This window comes from Streptomyces sp. NPDC033966, from assembly GCF_055575955.1.
This window is the reverse complement of record NZ_JBVIRQ010000005.1, coordinates 607,228-620,131: the sequence shown is the minus strand read 5'-3', so window position 1 is coordinate 620,131 and position 12,904 is coordinate 607,228. Positions and strand designations below refer to the sequence as shown.

At 72.9% G+C, this 12,904-nt stretch carries 15 protein-coding genes and 1 pseudogene; 10 read left to right on the top strand and 6 right to left on the bottom strand.

Annotated features, from left to right (window positions below; translation table 11 throughout):
• Window positions 1–236: pseudogene (locus ACZ518_RS18150) on the top strand (NAD(P)H-binding protein); the annotation flags it as partial.
• Window positions 237–256: 20 nt separating this feature from the next.
• Window positions 257–673 carry a MarR family winged helix-turn-helix transcriptional regulator gene (locus ACZ518_RS18145; RefSeq protein WP_469113996.1) on the top strand — a complete coding sequence of 139 codons (417 nt, stop codon included), beginning with the start codon at window positions 257–259 and terminating at the stop codon, window positions 671–673.
• Window positions 674–847: 174 nt separating this feature from the next.
• On the opposite strand, the gene ACZ518_RS18140 is transcribed toward ACZ518_RS18145, so the two are convergent.
• Window positions 848–1,945 (bottom strand): serine hydrolase domain-containing protein, encoded by a 1,098-nt coding sequence (locus tag ACZ518_RS18140; protein ID WP_469113995.1) that lies wholly within the window; start codon window positions 1,943–1,945, stop codon window positions 848–850.
• A 99-nt stretch (window positions 1,946–2,044) separates the two neighbouring features.
• Between ACZ518_RS18140 and ACZ518_RS18135 the strand changes: the two genes are divergently transcribed.
• Window positions 2,045–2,365 (top strand): hypothetical protein, encoded by a 321-nt coding sequence (locus ACZ518_RS18135; RefSeq protein ID WP_469113994.1) that lies wholly within the window; start codon window positions 2,045–2,047, stop codon window positions 2,363–2,365.
• A 138-nt stretch (window positions 2,366–2,503) separates the two neighbouring features.
• On the top strand, window positions 2,504–3,256 hold the full coding sequence (locus ACZ518_RS18130) for a hypothetical protein (RefSeq protein WP_469113993.1): 753 nt from the start codon (window positions 2,504–2,506) through the stop codon (window positions 3,254–3,256).
• A 218-nt stretch (window positions 3,257–3,474) separates the two neighbouring features.
• Here ACZ518_RS18130 and ACZ518_RS18125 read toward each other — a convergent pair whose 3' ends face one another.
• Window positions 3,475–4,365 (bottom strand): S41 family peptidase, encoded by an 891-nt coding sequence (locus ACZ518_RS18125; protein WP_469113992.1) that lies wholly within the window; start codon window positions 4,363–4,365, stop codon window positions 3,475–3,477.
• Window positions 4,366–4,525: 160 nt separating this feature from the next.
• Here ACZ518_RS18125 and ACZ518_RS18120 point away from each other — a divergent pair, with 160 nt between their 5' ends.
• The gene (locus ACZ518_RS18120; RefSeq protein ID WP_469113991.1) at window positions 4,526–4,846 is read left to right on the top strand and encodes an SCO4225 family membrane protein; all 321 of its coding nucleotides are present in this window, start codon (window positions 4,526–4,528) and stop codon (window positions 4,844–4,846) included.
• A 181-nt stretch (window positions 4,847–5,027) separates the two neighbouring features.
• Here the strand turns inward: ACZ518_RS18120 and ACZ518_RS18115 are convergent, their stop codons facing one another.
• Window positions 5,028–5,840, bottom strand: coding sequence for a VOC family protein (locus ACZ518_RS18115; protein WP_469113990.1), 813 nt, complete (start codon window positions 5,838–5,840; stop codon window positions 5,028–5,030).
• A gap of 128 nt (window positions 5,841–5,968) precedes the next feature.
• Here ACZ518_RS18115 and ACZ518_RS18110 point away from each other — a divergent pair, with 128 nt between their 5' ends.
• Window positions 5,969–6,553: an HhH-GPD-type base excision DNA repair protein gene (locus ACZ518_RS18110; RefSeq protein WP_469113989.1), complete on the top strand. Its 585-nt coding sequence runs from the start codon at window positions 5,969–5,971 to the stop codon at window positions 6,551–6,553.
• A 209-nt stretch (window positions 6,554–6,762) separates the two neighbouring features.
• Complete coding sequence (locus ACZ518_RS18105; RefSeq protein WP_469113988.1) at window positions 6,763–7,236, top strand: cupin domain-containing protein; 474 nt, start codon at window positions 6,763–6,765, stop codon at window positions 7,234–7,236.
• Here ACZ518_RS18105 and opcA read toward each other — a convergent pair.
• Both opcA and ACZ518_RS18095 read right to left on the bottom strand, forming a co-directional pair.
• Window positions 7,185–8,117 carry a glucose-6-phosphate dehydrogenase assembly protein OpcA gene (opcA, locus tag ACZ518_RS18100; protein WP_469113987.1) on the bottom strand — a complete coding sequence of 311 codons (933 nt, stop codon included), beginning with the start codon at window positions 8,115–8,117 and terminating at the stop codon, window positions 7,185–7,187. The genes ACZ518_RS18105 and opcA overlap by 52 nt on opposite strands.
• Before the next feature lie 83 nt (window positions 8,118–8,200).
• Complete coding sequence (locus ACZ518_RS18095; RefSeq protein WP_469113986.1) at window positions 8,201–9,838, bottom strand: helicase HerA-like domain-containing protein; 1,638 nt, start codon at window positions 9,836–9,838, stop codon at window positions 8,201–8,203.
• 88 nt (window positions 9,839–9,926) lie between these two features.
• Here ACZ518_RS18095 and ACZ518_RS18090 point away from each other — a divergent pair, with 88 nt between their 5' ends.
• Window positions 9,927–10,223, top strand: coding sequence for a type II toxin-antitoxin system VapB family antitoxin (locus tag ACZ518_RS18090; RefSeq protein WP_007265358.1), 297 nt, complete (start codon window positions 9,927–9,929; stop codon window positions 10,221–10,223).
• Between the two features lie 79 nt (window positions 10,224–10,302).
• Window positions 10,303–11,004 (top strand): LytR C-terminal domain-containing protein, encoded by a 702-nt coding sequence (locus ACZ518_RS18085; protein WP_469113985.1) that lies wholly within the window; start codon window positions 10,303–10,305, stop codon window positions 11,002–11,004.
• 61 nt (window positions 11,005–11,065) lie between these two features.
• On the opposite strand, the gene upp is transcribed toward ACZ518_RS18085, so the two are convergent.
• Window positions 11,066–11,701 (bottom strand): uracil phosphoribosyltransferase, encoded by a 636-nt coding sequence (gene upp, locus ACZ518_RS18080; protein WP_030225496.1) that lies wholly within the window; start codon window positions 11,699–11,701, stop codon window positions 11,066–11,068.
• Window positions 11,702–11,883: 182 nt separating this feature from the next.
• Between upp and ACZ518_RS18075 the strand changes: the two genes are divergently transcribed.
• On the top strand, window positions 11,884–12,846 hold the full coding sequence (locus tag ACZ518_RS18075) for a universal stress protein (RefSeq protein WP_469113984.1): 963 nt from the start codon (window positions 11,884–11,886) through the stop codon (window positions 12,844–12,846).
• Window positions 12,847–12,904: the final 58 nt, after the last annotated feature.

Here is a 12,904-nt window from a genome sequence, read left to right as displayed (position 1 = left end):
TCGCCGACGCCATCGGCCGTGAGATCCCCGTCGAGCGGATCACCCGCGCCGAGGCCGAGCAGCAGATGGGCGCCCACATGCCCGCCCACATGGTCGCCTCGCTCCTCGACCTGTGGGAGGCCGCCTGCCACGGCCCCGCCGCCGTCGCCGACACCACCGAAACCCTCCTCGGCCGCCCCGCCCGCACCTACGCGCAGTGGGCCCGCGAGAACGCCCCCGCGTTCGCCGGCCACTGAACTCCGGAGGAGTACCCGCCATGAAGCCCATCGGTTACTGGCTCAACCGCACCGACCAGGCCCTCACCACCGCCATGGACGCCCTGCTGGCCGAGTTCGGCCTCACCCGCCTCGGCTGGCAGGTCCTGAACGTCGTACGCGACGACCCCGCGGCCGGCGACGCCGCCGTACGGACCGCCCTCGCGGCCAACGCCGACACCGCCGCCCTGGACTCCGCCATCGCGGCCGTCCTGGACGGCGGCTTGGCGGCCCGGCCGGAGCCGGACCGCCTCGCCCTGACCGACGAAGGCCGCGCCCGGCTCGTGCTGGCGGCCGAGCGCGTCGGCGCCTTCCGCGAGCTGTCGACGGCCGGCATCTCCCCGCAGGAGTACCGGACCGCCGTCGGCGTCCTGGAGCGGATGACCCGCAACCTCACGACAGAGCGGCGCGACCCCTGAGCTGCGGGCATGCCGTCTCACTCGACCGGACAGGCCGCGGCCCTGCTGTGCGTGAGCCCCGAGACCGTCCGCCGCTGGACCCGACGCAGGCCGGCTGCCCTCGCTGCGCACCCCCGACAGCACCTGTCCGTGCCGGCGCTGACCGCGGCGTGAGGGGCCCGGTCCGGGCCCGGGTCAGCCGTCGCGCCCGGCGCGGCGCCGGGGCGCGGCCGCGGCGGCCCTGACGAGGTCGGCGAGCGACCGTGCCGTGCCGTTGGCGGGGTGGACCAGGCGGGTGCGGGTGAGTGCGAAGGACAGGCCCCGCTCCCGGTCGGCGAAGGCGATGGAGCCGCCGCTGCCGTGATGGCCGAAGGCGGTCGCCGCTCCGCCCGTCGGGGGCAGGCCCAGGAAGTAGCCGAGCCCCTTCATGTGGTGGCGCAGCAGCATCCGGTCCTTCCCCTCGACCGCGATCGCCGCGGCCTCGGCGATCCGCCGCGGCGGGAGCAGCCGGACCCCGTCCACCTCACCGAGCAGCGCCGCGTACATACGGGCGGCGGCGCGGGCGGTCATGGTGCCGCAGGCGGGCAGGTCGGCCATGAGGTAGGCGGGCCGGTTGGCCAGGGCGGCCGTGGTCCACACGCCCCGGTTCGGGGCGACGAGCCGCGCGAAGGGCGCGTCGTACGGAAGCCCGGCCAGGTACGCCTCCCAGCCGCCCTCCACCAGCGGAGCGACCCTGGGGAGCTCGGACTCCGGCAGCCCGAAGTACAGCTCGTCGGCGATCCCGAGGGGCTCGGCGACGTACTCCCGCAGGGCCTGCCCAGGGGTGAGCCCGGTGATCCGGCGGACCGTCTCCCCCAGGATCCAGCCGAAGGTCCAGCCGTGGTACCCGCCGGCGCCGCCCGGCTCCCACAGCGGCCTGGTCCCGGCGACGATCCCGCACATGGCGTCCCAGTCGCACAGCTCGGCGACCGTGAGGGAGCGGGGGAGCTGGGGGATCCCGGCGGTGTGCGTCAGGGCGTGCCGGACGGTGATCCCCGCCTTGCCGTGCGCCCCGAACTCCGGCCAGTACCGGGCGACCGGGTCCTCGTACGCGAGCAGCCCGCGTTCGGCGAGCAGGTGCACCAGGGTCGCCGTGCAGCCCTTGCCGATGGAGAAGCCGTGGACGAGGGCCCCGGGCCCGGGCACGCCGGCGTACGCCTCCACGAGCGGCCGGCCGTGCAGGTACGCGGCGGCCTGGAGTCCGGCCTCCTCGCCGGAGGCGACGAGCGCCTCCACCGCACTCTGGAGTTCCACGCGCCCCTCCTTCACCACCGCACGCCGTATCACCCACCGTTACTTCCATTCTACCGTGGGTCACAACTGCTGGTCAGGCGAGAGGAACGAGGCGGGCGCATGGCGATGACGACGCGGAGGACGCGAAGGACGCGGAGGACGGCAAGGCTGCTCGGGGCGTGCGCGGCGGCCGCGGTGCTGGCGCTCGCGGCGCCCGGCACGGCACAGGCGGCCCAGGGGGTCCTGTTCATCGACGGCGCGCCGAACGGCGACCCCAGCGGCTGCTTCCCGCTGGGGGACTTCGCCCCGTCGGAGGTCGTCAACCTCACGGACGGCGTGGCGTGGGTCTGGAGCGGACCGGCGTGCGACGGCCGGGTGGTGCACCCGATCTTCCCGGGACAGCTGGCGATCGGTCACGGCCGGAGCCTCTACATCGAATGAACCACCGCACGACCTCGCCGAACCACTTTCCAACTCGCGCGTGAGGGGCGACCCCTGAGCCCACATCAGGGATGCGTCAGGGTGGGCCCGGGGCTTTCCCGGTGACCCGCCGGCCGGCCCCGGCGGCACCTTGGAGGCATGCAGACCAACACCCTCCTCCGCCGCACGGCCGCCGGACTCGGCCTCGCCGCCGCCCTCACCGTCGCTGTCGCCGGGACCGCGGGCGCCGCGCCCGCACCTGCGCCCGCGCCCGGTCCCTCGTACGACTTCACCGACTGCCCGGCGCTCCCCGCCGGGGTCGACGCGGCGCAGTGGAAGTGCGAGGTCATGACCGCCACCGGGTCGCTGACGCTCGGCAGCCGCAACCTGCCCGAGTTCGCCCCGATGACCGTCACCCACGCCGAAGGCCCGCTGCCCGACGGGAGCAAGGGCCAGGTCTGGGGCGCGCTGCGCAGCGCGCCGACCGCCGTCCCCGGCGGCCTGTTCGGCAACCCCGGCGGCGACCGCAGCCCCGCACTCGGCCTCTCCGTCCAGCCGGAGTACGGCGGGCGCTCGGACTTCTACAGCGTCGGCAATGACATGGGCCTCTTCACGGTGCGCTACCGGGCGCTGAGCCCGCTGCTCCCGCCGGGCTGCGCCATCGGCGCGGGCGACGCGCCCATCGAGATCCGGCTGAAGCGCGTGGGCAAGTCCGAGTGGCTCTCGAAGAACCCGCCGGTGATCAAGTTCGCCGCCGCCGACGATTCCTTCGCGGTGCCGGCCGCCGAGGGCTGCGGACCGCTCGGGAAGGTGCTGAACGACAAGCTCGGCCTGCCCGCGAAGACCGGCAACTCGATCACCATGTCCGCGCTGTACACCTTCAAGACGTACGACCAACTGCCCCCGCGTTGACGGCGTTCCGGCCCGGATCACCGGCCCGCGGGAAAGCGCGAGCCGGTGGGTCCGTACGTTCTGTTGCTACGCAGCACTGAGGGAAAGCACCTTGCCCACCCCACCCAGCCCTCCCCGCCGAGGGCACCTCACTCGCACGGGTGAACACGTCCAACTCGGCTGGTTTTGCGGCCGGTTGCCGGGCATGCCCGGCACCTGCGGCTCCTGCACGGACGAGATCACGGCCGCGAAGGCCGCATGGCCCTGAGCGCCTCTTCGAGGGCCTGCTCCGCCGGGACCTGGACGTCCGGTACGACGCCCACGCCCTCCCAGTTGGTGCCGGTGACGGTGTTGATGGACCGGGCCGTCGGCACGGTCACCAGGATGTGCTCGGCGACCGCGTGGCGGGCCGTCGGATGGGCCCCGCCGCGCGTGGTCGCGCCGACGACGACGGCCCTGCCGTGCGCCTGCAGGGTGTACGCCACGTCCTCGCCCCCGGAGAACGTCGTCCCGCTGGTGAGCACGTAGACCGGGCGGTCCGTGTAGCGCGGCGCGAGCAGGTGCCCGGTCGTCCAGAACTGCCGGGTCGTGTCGGTGCTCCGGTCGTAGATGTCGTTGAGGTGCACCTGGTCGTCGGGGAAGAAGTAGCTGCACCACAGCGCCGCCCCCTCCGGCATCCCGCCGAGGCACTCACGCAGGTCCAGGACGAGTGCGGAGCTGTTCGCGACCAGCCGCATGGCCGCGCCGATCGCACTCGCGCCCTCGGTGGCGGTCGCGATGCGGCGGACGTCGATGACCGCCACGTTCCCCTCCAGGTGCTCGACGCGGCGGATCCCCTGGTGCTCCGCCCTGAGGAGCGCGAGGAACGCGGCCTGGCCCCCGTCGTCGTCCACCGGTTCGAGCGACTGCGGCTCGTCCGTCCACAGCAGGCGCAAGTGCTTGTCCGGACACACCTCCTGGAGGTCCGCCGTCACCGTCTCGCAGAGCACCGGCCCCTCCAGGCCCGCGTACGCGCCCTCCGCGAGCCTCCCCCGGAGCGCCGCCTCGACGGCGCCGGTCTTCTCGGGGAAGACATAACCCGCACTGATCCGCTCCAGCGCCTGTTCGATCACTTGTTCATTGGTAGGCATGGTCGATCACCCTAGGGGGCCTCCGGAAAACCCTCTCCCCCATTTACGCGGGGGGCCTGCCGCAACTGCGGCAGTACCGAGTGCGATTGGGTACGGGTACTCACGACACCGCGCGCGTCCCGGCCGACCCTGGAGGCACACCACGCTCCGGGGAGAACCGATGAACAAGCGCACGCTGATACGCCTGGCCTTCGCCAATCCCGCCTCGGCGGTCTACCTCACCCTCGTCGCCGGCGCCATCGCGGTCGCGACGGGCGTCTCCCTCTTCGGTCAGGACCCGGGGTTCATCTGGATGTGGCCCACCCTCTTCACCGCCCCCTCCTCCTTCGCCACGATGTCCGTCGGCATGCTGCTCTGGGGTGCGTCGAAGCCTCCCCTCTGGTTCTCCGTCGGCGTGCTGGTCGCCTGCGCCCTCGTGCAGTCCGCTGTCCTCGGCGCCGCCTGGGAGGCCCTCCGCCGCGGCCGCCGCGGCCGCCCATAACCCCGCCACCTCCCCCGGCAGGGGGAACCGGCGCCCCCGCACGGGGGAGGCAGACGGGCGAGTGACGGCCCAGGGGACCAGCCGGTGTCCGCTCCGCCCCCTAGGCCCTGTCCGGGCTACAGGGCCCTAGGCCGTCTCTTTCGGATCTTGTCGGGGCCCGCCAAGATCCGAAAGAGACGGCCTAGCCGAAGCTCGGCATCTCCCCGGCCGTCGTCGACAGGTCGATCACCGCGAACGCCGCGCCCTGCGGGTCGGTGACCGCCGCGAAGCGGCCGAAGGGGCTGTCCATCGGCCCGAAGTGCAGCTGCCCGCCGTGCTTCCTGGTCTTCGCGACCGCCTCGTCGCAGTCCGGCACCGCGAAGTAGACCTGTACGTACGAGGGGATCTCCGGCGGGAACTCCTCGCCCATCCGCATCCGGCCCAGCACCGGGTTCTGCGGACCGCCGACGCTGAAGACCTTGAAGTCCATCCCGGCCGCCTCCGGGTCGTCACCGGGGTCCATCTGCTGGGACTCGTACGGGAAGACCTTCGACAGGAAGCCGTCCGCCTTGTCCGGCTCGCGCGTGAACACCTCCGCCCAGGCGTACGCACCGGACTCGCCGAGCTTCTCGAAGCCCTTGTGCTCACCGGGCTGCCAGACGCCGAAGACCGCACCGCTCGGCTCCTTGGCGATCGCCATCGTCCCGAACGTCCCGACCTGCATCGGCTCCATCATCAGCGTGCCGCCCGCCGCCTTGATCTTCTCGGCGGTGGCGGCGGCATCGGACGAGGCGAAGTAGAGGCACCACTGCGAAGGAGCGTCACCACCCGGCATCGGCGGCACCACGGCCGCGACCGCCTTGCCGTCGGAGTAGGCCTGCGTGTAGTCGCCGTACTCGCTGCCGGCCTCGCCGAAGGTCCAGCCCAGCACGTCGCCGTAGAACTCCTTGGCGCCCTCCACGTCGGTGAACATCGCGTCCACCCAGCACGGGGCGCCTTCCGGGAACTCAGCCATGGTCGATCGACTCCTGTGTCGTGTGCCGTCCGTACGCGTGCTTGCCCTGCCGCTCCCACGCTAGGCGGGGGGTCCGACAATCGCGCGCCGACCGGGCGCCGGGGCCCTCACTGGGGGAGGCTGGGGGCATGGACGACATCACCATCCGGCTCGCGCAGCAGCCCGAGGCCGACGCCCTGCTCGCGCGCAGCCCGCTGGCCGCGCTCACCGGCATGCTGCTCGACCAGCAGGTGCCGATGGAGTGGGCGTTCTCCGGTCCCTGGACCATCGCCCAGCGGCTCGGCACCGACGACCTCGACGCGCACGCCATCGCCGCCCACGACCCGGAGGCCTTCGCGGCGCTGCTCTCGCAGAAGCCCGCCGTGCACCGCTACCCGGGATCGATGGCGAAGCGGATCCAGCAGCTCTGCGCGTACCTGGTGGAGCACTACGACGGTGACGCGTCCGCCGTGTGGGCCGACGCCGCGAGCGGCGCGGAGCTGCTGGCCCGGCTGAAGGCGCTGCCGGGGTTCGGGGAGCAGAAGGCGCAGATCTTCCTGGCCCTGCTGGGCAAGCGGTTCGGCGTCCGCCCCAAGGGCTGGCGCGAGGCCGCCGGCGGCTACGGCCTGGCGAACGTCCACCGCTCGGCGGCCGACATCACGGGCCCGGAGTCCCTGGCGAAGGTCCGCGAGTACAAGCAGGCGCAGAAGGCCGCCGCCAAGCGCTCCGCGTAGCCCCCTGTCCGGGCGGGTGGCGGTACCGCTGCACGGCCCTGTCGTCCACCCGCCCCATCCCCCGGACCCCCGGCCCCCCGGACGGAAACCCTCCGGGCACCCGTGCGTCCCGGCACCGAGCAGCGCGAGGGGCGGACGGGAAAGGGAATCTGACGGTCCGTCCACCCCGCCCGGCAGGGCCGCGCAGGGGGCACCGTAGGGTCGGCCGCATGATCGAGAACCTCACCCGCGCCGCCGGAGCCGAAGTCATCTCCGATGGCCCCGGCAGCTTCATCACGCTGCTCACCGACACCCCCGAGCTGACCTGCAACACCGCCCGCTTCGAGGTGGGCGCGGCCGGTGCCCCGGTGCACTTCCACACCAAGGCCACCGAGTTCTTCCACGTCACCGACGGCCGGCTCGACGTACTCGTCGGCGACGAGGTCCACACCCTCGCCAAGGGCGACTTCATCAGCATCGCCCCCGGTGTGAAGCACGCCTTCGCCCCGGCCGCCGGCCACACCGCCGAGGTGTTCGTCGGCTTCACCCCGGGCATGGCCCGCTTCGACTACTACCGCCTCCTCGGGCGGGTGCGCGCGGGCGAGGCCACCGTGCAGGACATCATCGACAGCCAGCCCACCTACGACAACCACTACGCCGAGAGCGACGCCTGGTCCGCCCGGCCGCGCAGCACCGAGGCGTAGACCTCGTCGGCGTCGAGCCGCCGCAGTTCCTCCGCGATCAGTTCGGCGGTGCTGCGGATCTTGAGCGCGACCTTGCGGTCGGGCCAGCCGGGCAGCACCAGGGTGGCCAGGGAGCCTGTGGGGCGGTCCACGACCACCTCGCCGGCCGAGGTCTCCAGCCGGACCCGGGTGATGACCGGCCCTTCCGTGGCCACCCGGGCCACCGGCACGCCGAGGCGGTCCTCCAGCCAGCGCGCCAGCAGCTCGGCGCTCGCGTTGTCGGGCTCGCTCTCCACCGCCGCGGCGGTCACCGGGAGCGGCTTCTGGTCGAACGCGCAGGCCAGCAGGGAGCGCCACGGCGTGAGCCGGGTCCAGGCGAGGTCGGTGTCGCCGGGGGCGTACGAGGCGGCGCGCGCGTCCAGCACACCGGCCGGGTCGGGCGCCTCCTGCGCGTCGGTGATCCGGCGCTTCGCCAGGGCGCCCAGCTCGTCGCGGGCGGGATCGGCGGGGGCGTCGGCCGGCCACCACGCCACCACCGGCGCGTCCGGCACCAGCAGCGGGAGCACCACCGAGCCGGCCTGGGTGGTGAGGTCGCCGTGCAGGCGCAGGATCACGGTCTCCCCGGACCCGGCGTCCGATCCCACGCGCAGTTCGGCGTCGAGCCGGGTCCGGCGCCGCCGTTCGGGGCCCCGGTGGGTCCGCTTGATCACCGCGATGATGCGGCACGGGTGCTCCCGCGAGGCCTCGGAGGCCGCGCGTACGGCGTCGTAGGCGTTCTCCTCGTCGGTGACTATGACGAGGGTCAGCACCAGGCCCATGGTCGGGCTGCCAACGGCCCGGCGGGCGTCGAGCAGCGCCCGGCCGATCTTGCTGGACGTGGTGTCGGTGAGTTCGGTCCGCATACCCCCGAGTCTGTCAGCGCCCGCCGCCAGGCCGACAGCCGGTTCGCTCGATTCCCTCTGGAGGGGGGTCCCGGCGTCCCGGCTCAGCGCCGGCGGCGCGCGGTCCCGAAGATCGACCGCGAGATCTCCCTGCCCAGCTGTGTCCCGACCGACCGCGCCAGGGAGCGGAACAGCCCGCTCCCCACGACCTGTTCGGCCAGGGAAGGTTCCGGTTTCGGGGCGGAGCGGGCGGCCTTCGCCGCCTCCTTGGCCTGCTTCTCGGCCTCCGCCGCCGCGGCGGCCGCCTCCGCCTCGGCCTCCGCGGCGGCCTGTTCGGCGGTGATCTTCTCGTACGCGGACTCGCGGTCGACCGGCGCGGCGTAGCGCGAGTACAGCAGCGAGGACTTGACGGCCCGGTCCAGGGCTTCGGCATCGACCGGCCCCATCAGCGACTGCGGTGCGCGCAGCCGGACGGCGGCGACCGGGGTCGGGGCGCCCTTCTCGCTGAGCACCGTGACGACGGCCTCGCCGGTGCCGAGCCCGGTGAGCGTCTCCTCCAGGTCGTACGCGGAGTTGGGGAAGGTCTTCACCGTGGCCTTGAGGGCCTTCGCGTCGTCGGGGGTGAAGGCGCGCAGGGCGTGCTGGACGCGGTTGCCGAGCTGGGCCAGCACGTCCGCCGGCACGTCCTTGGGGGTCTGGGTGACGAAGAAGACGCCGATCCCCTTGGAGCGGATGAGCCGGACGGTCCGGGTGATGGATTCCAGGAACGCCTTCGAGGCCCCGTTGAACAAGAGGTGTGCCTCGTCGAAGAAGAACACCAGCTTGGGCTGTTCCAGATCGCCGACTTCGGGAAGTCCTCCGTAGAGGTCGGCGAGGAGCCACATCAGGAATGTAGAGAAAAGCTGCGGTTTGTCCTGAACTGCCGGGAGTTCCAGTACGGAGACCACTCCGCGCCCGCCGGCGGCCGTCCGGAGCAATTCGCTCGTGTCGAATTCGGGCTCGCCGAAGAATTCCGTGGCGCCCTGCTGCTCGAAGGCGGTCAGGGCGCGCAGGATCACTCCGGCGGTCACCGTGGAGAGCCCGCCGATTCCCTTGAGCTCGGGCTTTCCCATGTCGGAGACGAGGAAGGCGACGACCGCCCGCAGGTCCTTGAGGTCGATCAGCTCCAGACCCTTGGAGTCGGCGTAGTGGAAGATCAGGCCGAGGGACTGCTCCTGGGTCTGGTTCAGCTGGAGCACCTTGGACATCAGCACGGGCCCGAAGGCCGTCACGGTCGCGCGGACCGGGATCCCGGGGCCGATCCCGCCGAGGGAGTAGAACTCGGCGGGGCATCCGGTCGCCTCCCACTGCTGCGCGACCTCGCCGGCCCTGGCCGCGGTCTTCTCGTTCGCCGCGCCGGGGGCCGAGATGCCGGAGACGTCGCCCTTGATGTCGGCCAGGAAGACGGGCACGCCGCTCGCCGACAGCTGCTCGGCGATCAGCTGGAGGGTCTTGGTCTTGCCGGTGCCGGTGGCTCCGGCCACCAGCCCGTGCCGGTTGAGCATGGCCAGCGGGATCCGGATCTGCCGCTCGGGCAGGCACTTCCCGTCCCAGAGCAGGGCTCCGAGGTCGAGCGCGGGTCCGGTGAAGGCGTACCCGGCGGCGATCGCGTCGGCGGCGGGGTCGGGCGCCCCGGCCGGTCCGGGCGAGCCGACTGGTCCGGGCGAGTCGGCCGGAACGGCCGGGTCGGTGCTCTGGCTCATACATCCCTCCCGGAATAGCCCCGTCTGCCACTTTTGCACCGACGGCGCGAGGCTGCGCCCGGAGGCACCGGCCCGGTAGGCTTTCCGTGTGATCTTCAAGCGCATCGGAAACGGGCGGCCGTACCCCGACCACGGCCGGGAGAGCGTCCGGCAGTGGGCGGACGTCGCGCCGCGCCCGGTACGGCTCGACCAGCTCGTGACGACCAAGGGGCAGCTGGACCTCGAAACCCTGCTCGCGGAGGACTCCACCTTCTACGGGGACCTCTTCGCCCACGTCGTGAAGTGGCAGGGCGACCTCTACCTGGAGGACGGGCTGCACCGCGCCGTGCGCGCGGCCCTCCAGCAGCGCCAGGTCCTGCACGCGCGCGTCCTCGAGATGGACTGATTGCGCCTTTCGGGTCTCCCTTACCCGATCAACAGATCATTTAGTAGGCATCGTTCCGGTACGGCACTACGCTGCGCCCATGAGCATGCTCACTCCCCCCGGCATGGGCGGAAAGTACCGCGTAACGGGAGCTGCCTACCCCCGTATGAGCCGTCCCCGGCGACGTCGGAAGATCGTCCTGACCCTGCTCGGATCCGTCCTGGCCCTGGCCCTGCTCGGCTACGGGGCGCTGCAGCTCATCGACGTGTTCCGCGGCGACGACAGCGGCAAGCGCACCACGGCGGCGGCTGACGGGAACTGCCCCACGGCCTCCGCCAAGCCCGCGAACGCGGTGAAGCCCGCCACCGCCCCGGACGCGGGCCCCGCCGCTTCCAAGGCCCCCGCCGCCTCCAAGGCCCCCGCGGTCACCCTTCCGCAGCCCGGCCAGATCACCGTCAACGTCTACAACGCGACCCCGCGCGCGGGCCTTGCCAAGGCCGTCGGCGACGAGCTGAAGAAGCGCGGCTTCGCCATCGGCCACGTCGGCAACGCCCCCGCCGACTTCGACAAGAAGGTCCCCGGCCCCGGGATACTGCTCGGCTCCCCGCAGACCGACAAGGCCGCCTACTCCGTCCTCGGCACCCAGCTCGCCGGGGTCACCACCCAGACCGACGCCCGCGAGGGCGCGGACATCGACCTGATCCTCGGCGACTCCTTCAAGGAGCTCAGCACGAAGGAGGACGCGGACAAGGCGCTGGCCGTCCTGGCCAACCCCGCGCCCGCGCCCTCCGCGAAGTGCTGATCCCCCTGCCGGGGCGGGATCGTAACTACTCCGGCTGCCCCGACTGCGCCGACTACCCCGACTACTCCGCCGAGCCGTACATACGGTCGCCCGCGTCACCCAGGCCCGGCACGATGTAGCCGTGCTCGTTGAGCCGCTCGTCCACGGCGGCCGTCACCACCGTCACCGGCGTGCCCGCGAGCTCGCGCTCCATGACCTCGACGCCCTCGGGCGCGGCCAGCAGCACCACGGCGGTCACGTCGTCGGCGCCGCGCTTGATGAGCTCCTGGATCGCGGCGACCAGCGTGCCGCCGGTGGCCAGCATCGGGTCCACCACGTACACCTGGCGGCCGGAGAGGTCCTCGGGCATGCGCGTCGCGTACGTGGAGGCCTCCAGGGTCTCCTCGTTGCGGACCATGCCCAGGAAGCCCACCTCGGCGGTCGGCAGCAGGCGCACCATGCCGTCCAGCATGCCGAGGCCGGCGCGCAGGATCGGGACGACCAGCGGGCGCGGGTGCGACAGCTTGACGCCGGTGGTCGGGCCGACCGGCGTCTCGATGTCGGACTGCTCGGTGCGCACGTCGCGGGTGGCCTCGTACGCGAGGAGCGTCACCAGCTCGTCGGCGAGCCGACGGAAGGTGGGGGAGTCGGTGCGCTTGTCGCGCAGCGTGGTGAGTTTGTGCGCCACCAAGGGGTGATCGACGACCTGCAAACGCACAACATCCTCCAAGACTCAGCCGGGCTTCGACCTGCGATCAGCGAACTGCGAGACCCTGCTACCTGCGAAAACGGCCGCCTGTTCGCGACCCACTGGCAAAAGGCTACGCGCTGTGCGCACCGCGGCGCGTCCGTCGCGGGCCCTGGGATGCGGGCGGCGCCGCCGCCGAGCACCCTTGACTGGTGAGCAACGGACTGGTGATCGCGGCCGTCGACGGATCCGAGCACAGCCTCCGCGCCCTGGAGTGGGCCCGCACGGCGGCGCTGCGGCACGGCACCGGGCTGCTGGTCGCCCACGTGCTGCCCGAGGTCACCCAGCTGTACGCCGGCCGCCGCTCGGCCCTGCACGACCCGAACGAGCCCGAGGAGTACGCGGACCCGGTCAGCGACCGCGTACGCGCCATCCTGGAGGCCTCCCCCGAGCAGCCCGCGGAGATCCGCTACGAGGCTCTGGAGGGCTCGGTTCCGGCGGCCCTGCGGGTGATCAGCGGCGAGGGCTCGCCCCGGATGCTGGTGATGGGCTCCCGGGGGCGCGGCGGGTTCGCCGCGCTGCTGCTCGGCTCGAACAGCAGGGCCGTGGCCACCACCGCCTCCTGCCCCGTGGTGGTGGTCCCGCACGCCGACCGCGACGCCGCCGCCGACGCCGCCGGGGCGGCCGCGGGCGCCTCGGCCGGCAAGGTGGTGCTCGGGCTGCACGTCACCGAGACCCCCGAGGACGTGCTGTCGTTCGCCTTCGCGGAAGCCGCCGCACGGGGGACCACCGTCCAGGTGGTCTCGGCGTACGCGGTCCCGCCCGGCCCGGCGAACGTGCTCGGCGGCCCCTTCGTGGTGATCCCGCCCGAGGTGCTCGCCGACGGCGGGGACGCGGTGCCGGCCGAACGGGAGACGCTGCGGGCCCAGATCCGGCGGCTGGAGCCGGTGCGGGCCCGGTACCCGGACGTACCCGTCGAGCAGGCCGCCGAGCCCGGGAACGCGGCCGGGCGGCTGGTGGAGGCGTCGCGGTCGGCCGCGCTGGTCGTGGTGGGCCGCCACCACCCGCGCGTACGGTCGCTGCTGATCGGTTCGGTCGCGCACGCGGTGCTCCAGCACGCGCACGGCCCGGTGGCCGTCGTACCGGCCCTCACGGACGAGGACGACGGGGTCTGACCCCTGACCTGGGGCGATCTGCGCGCCGGTGGCATCAAACGAGCCGGCCGGGGGAAGG

What these genes read in the sequence shown, in the direction of transcription:
- opcA (WP_469113987.1), bottom strand. Translation starts at nt 8,117, where the DNA reads ATGCGGACCGAACTCACCGACACCACGTCCAGCAAGATCGGCCGGGCG.
- ACZ518_RS18115 (WP_469113990.1), bottom strand. Translation starts at nt 5,840, where the DNA reads ATGGCTGAGTTCCCGGAAGGCGCCCCGTGCTGGGTGGACGCGATGTTC.
- ACZ518_RS18120 (WP_469113991.1), top strand. Translation starts at nt 4,526, where the DNA reads ATGAACAAGCGCACGCTGATACGCCTGGCCTTCGCCAATCCCGCCTCG.
- ACZ518_RS18095 (WP_469113986.1), bottom strand. Translation starts at nt 9,838, where the DNA reads ATGAGCCAGAGCACCGACCCGGCCGTTCCGGCCGACTCGCCCGGACCA.
- ACZ518_RS18135 (WP_469113994.1), top strand. Translation starts at nt 2,045, where the DNA reads ATGGCGATGACGACGCGGAGGACGCGAAGGACGCGGAGGACGGCAAGG.
- ACZ518_RS18130 (WP_469113993.1), top strand. Translation starts at nt 2,504, where the DNA reads ATGCAGACCAACACCCTCCTCCGCCGCACGGCCGCCGGACTCGGCCTC.
- ACZ518_RS18145 (WP_469113996.1), top strand. Translation starts at nt 257, where the DNA reads ATGAAGCCCATCGGTTACTGGCTCAACCGCACCGACCAGGCCCTCACC.
- ACZ518_RS18125 (WP_469113992.1), bottom strand. Translation starts at nt 4,365, where the DNA reads ATGCCTACCAATGAACAAGTGATCGAACAGGCGCTGGAGCGGATCAGT.
- ACZ518_RS18105 (WP_469113988.1), top strand. Translation starts at nt 6,763, where the DNA reads ATGATCGAGAACCTCACCCGCGCCGCCGGAGCCGAAGTCATCTCCGAT.
- ACZ518_RS18085 (WP_469113985.1), top strand. Translation starts at nt 10,303, where the DNA reads ATGAGCATGCTCACTCCCCCCGGCATGGGCGGAAAGTACCGCGTAACG.
- ACZ518_RS18110 (WP_469113989.1), top strand. Translation starts at nt 5,969, where the DNA reads ATGGACGACATCACCATCCGGCTCGCGCAGCAGCCCGAGGCCGACGCC.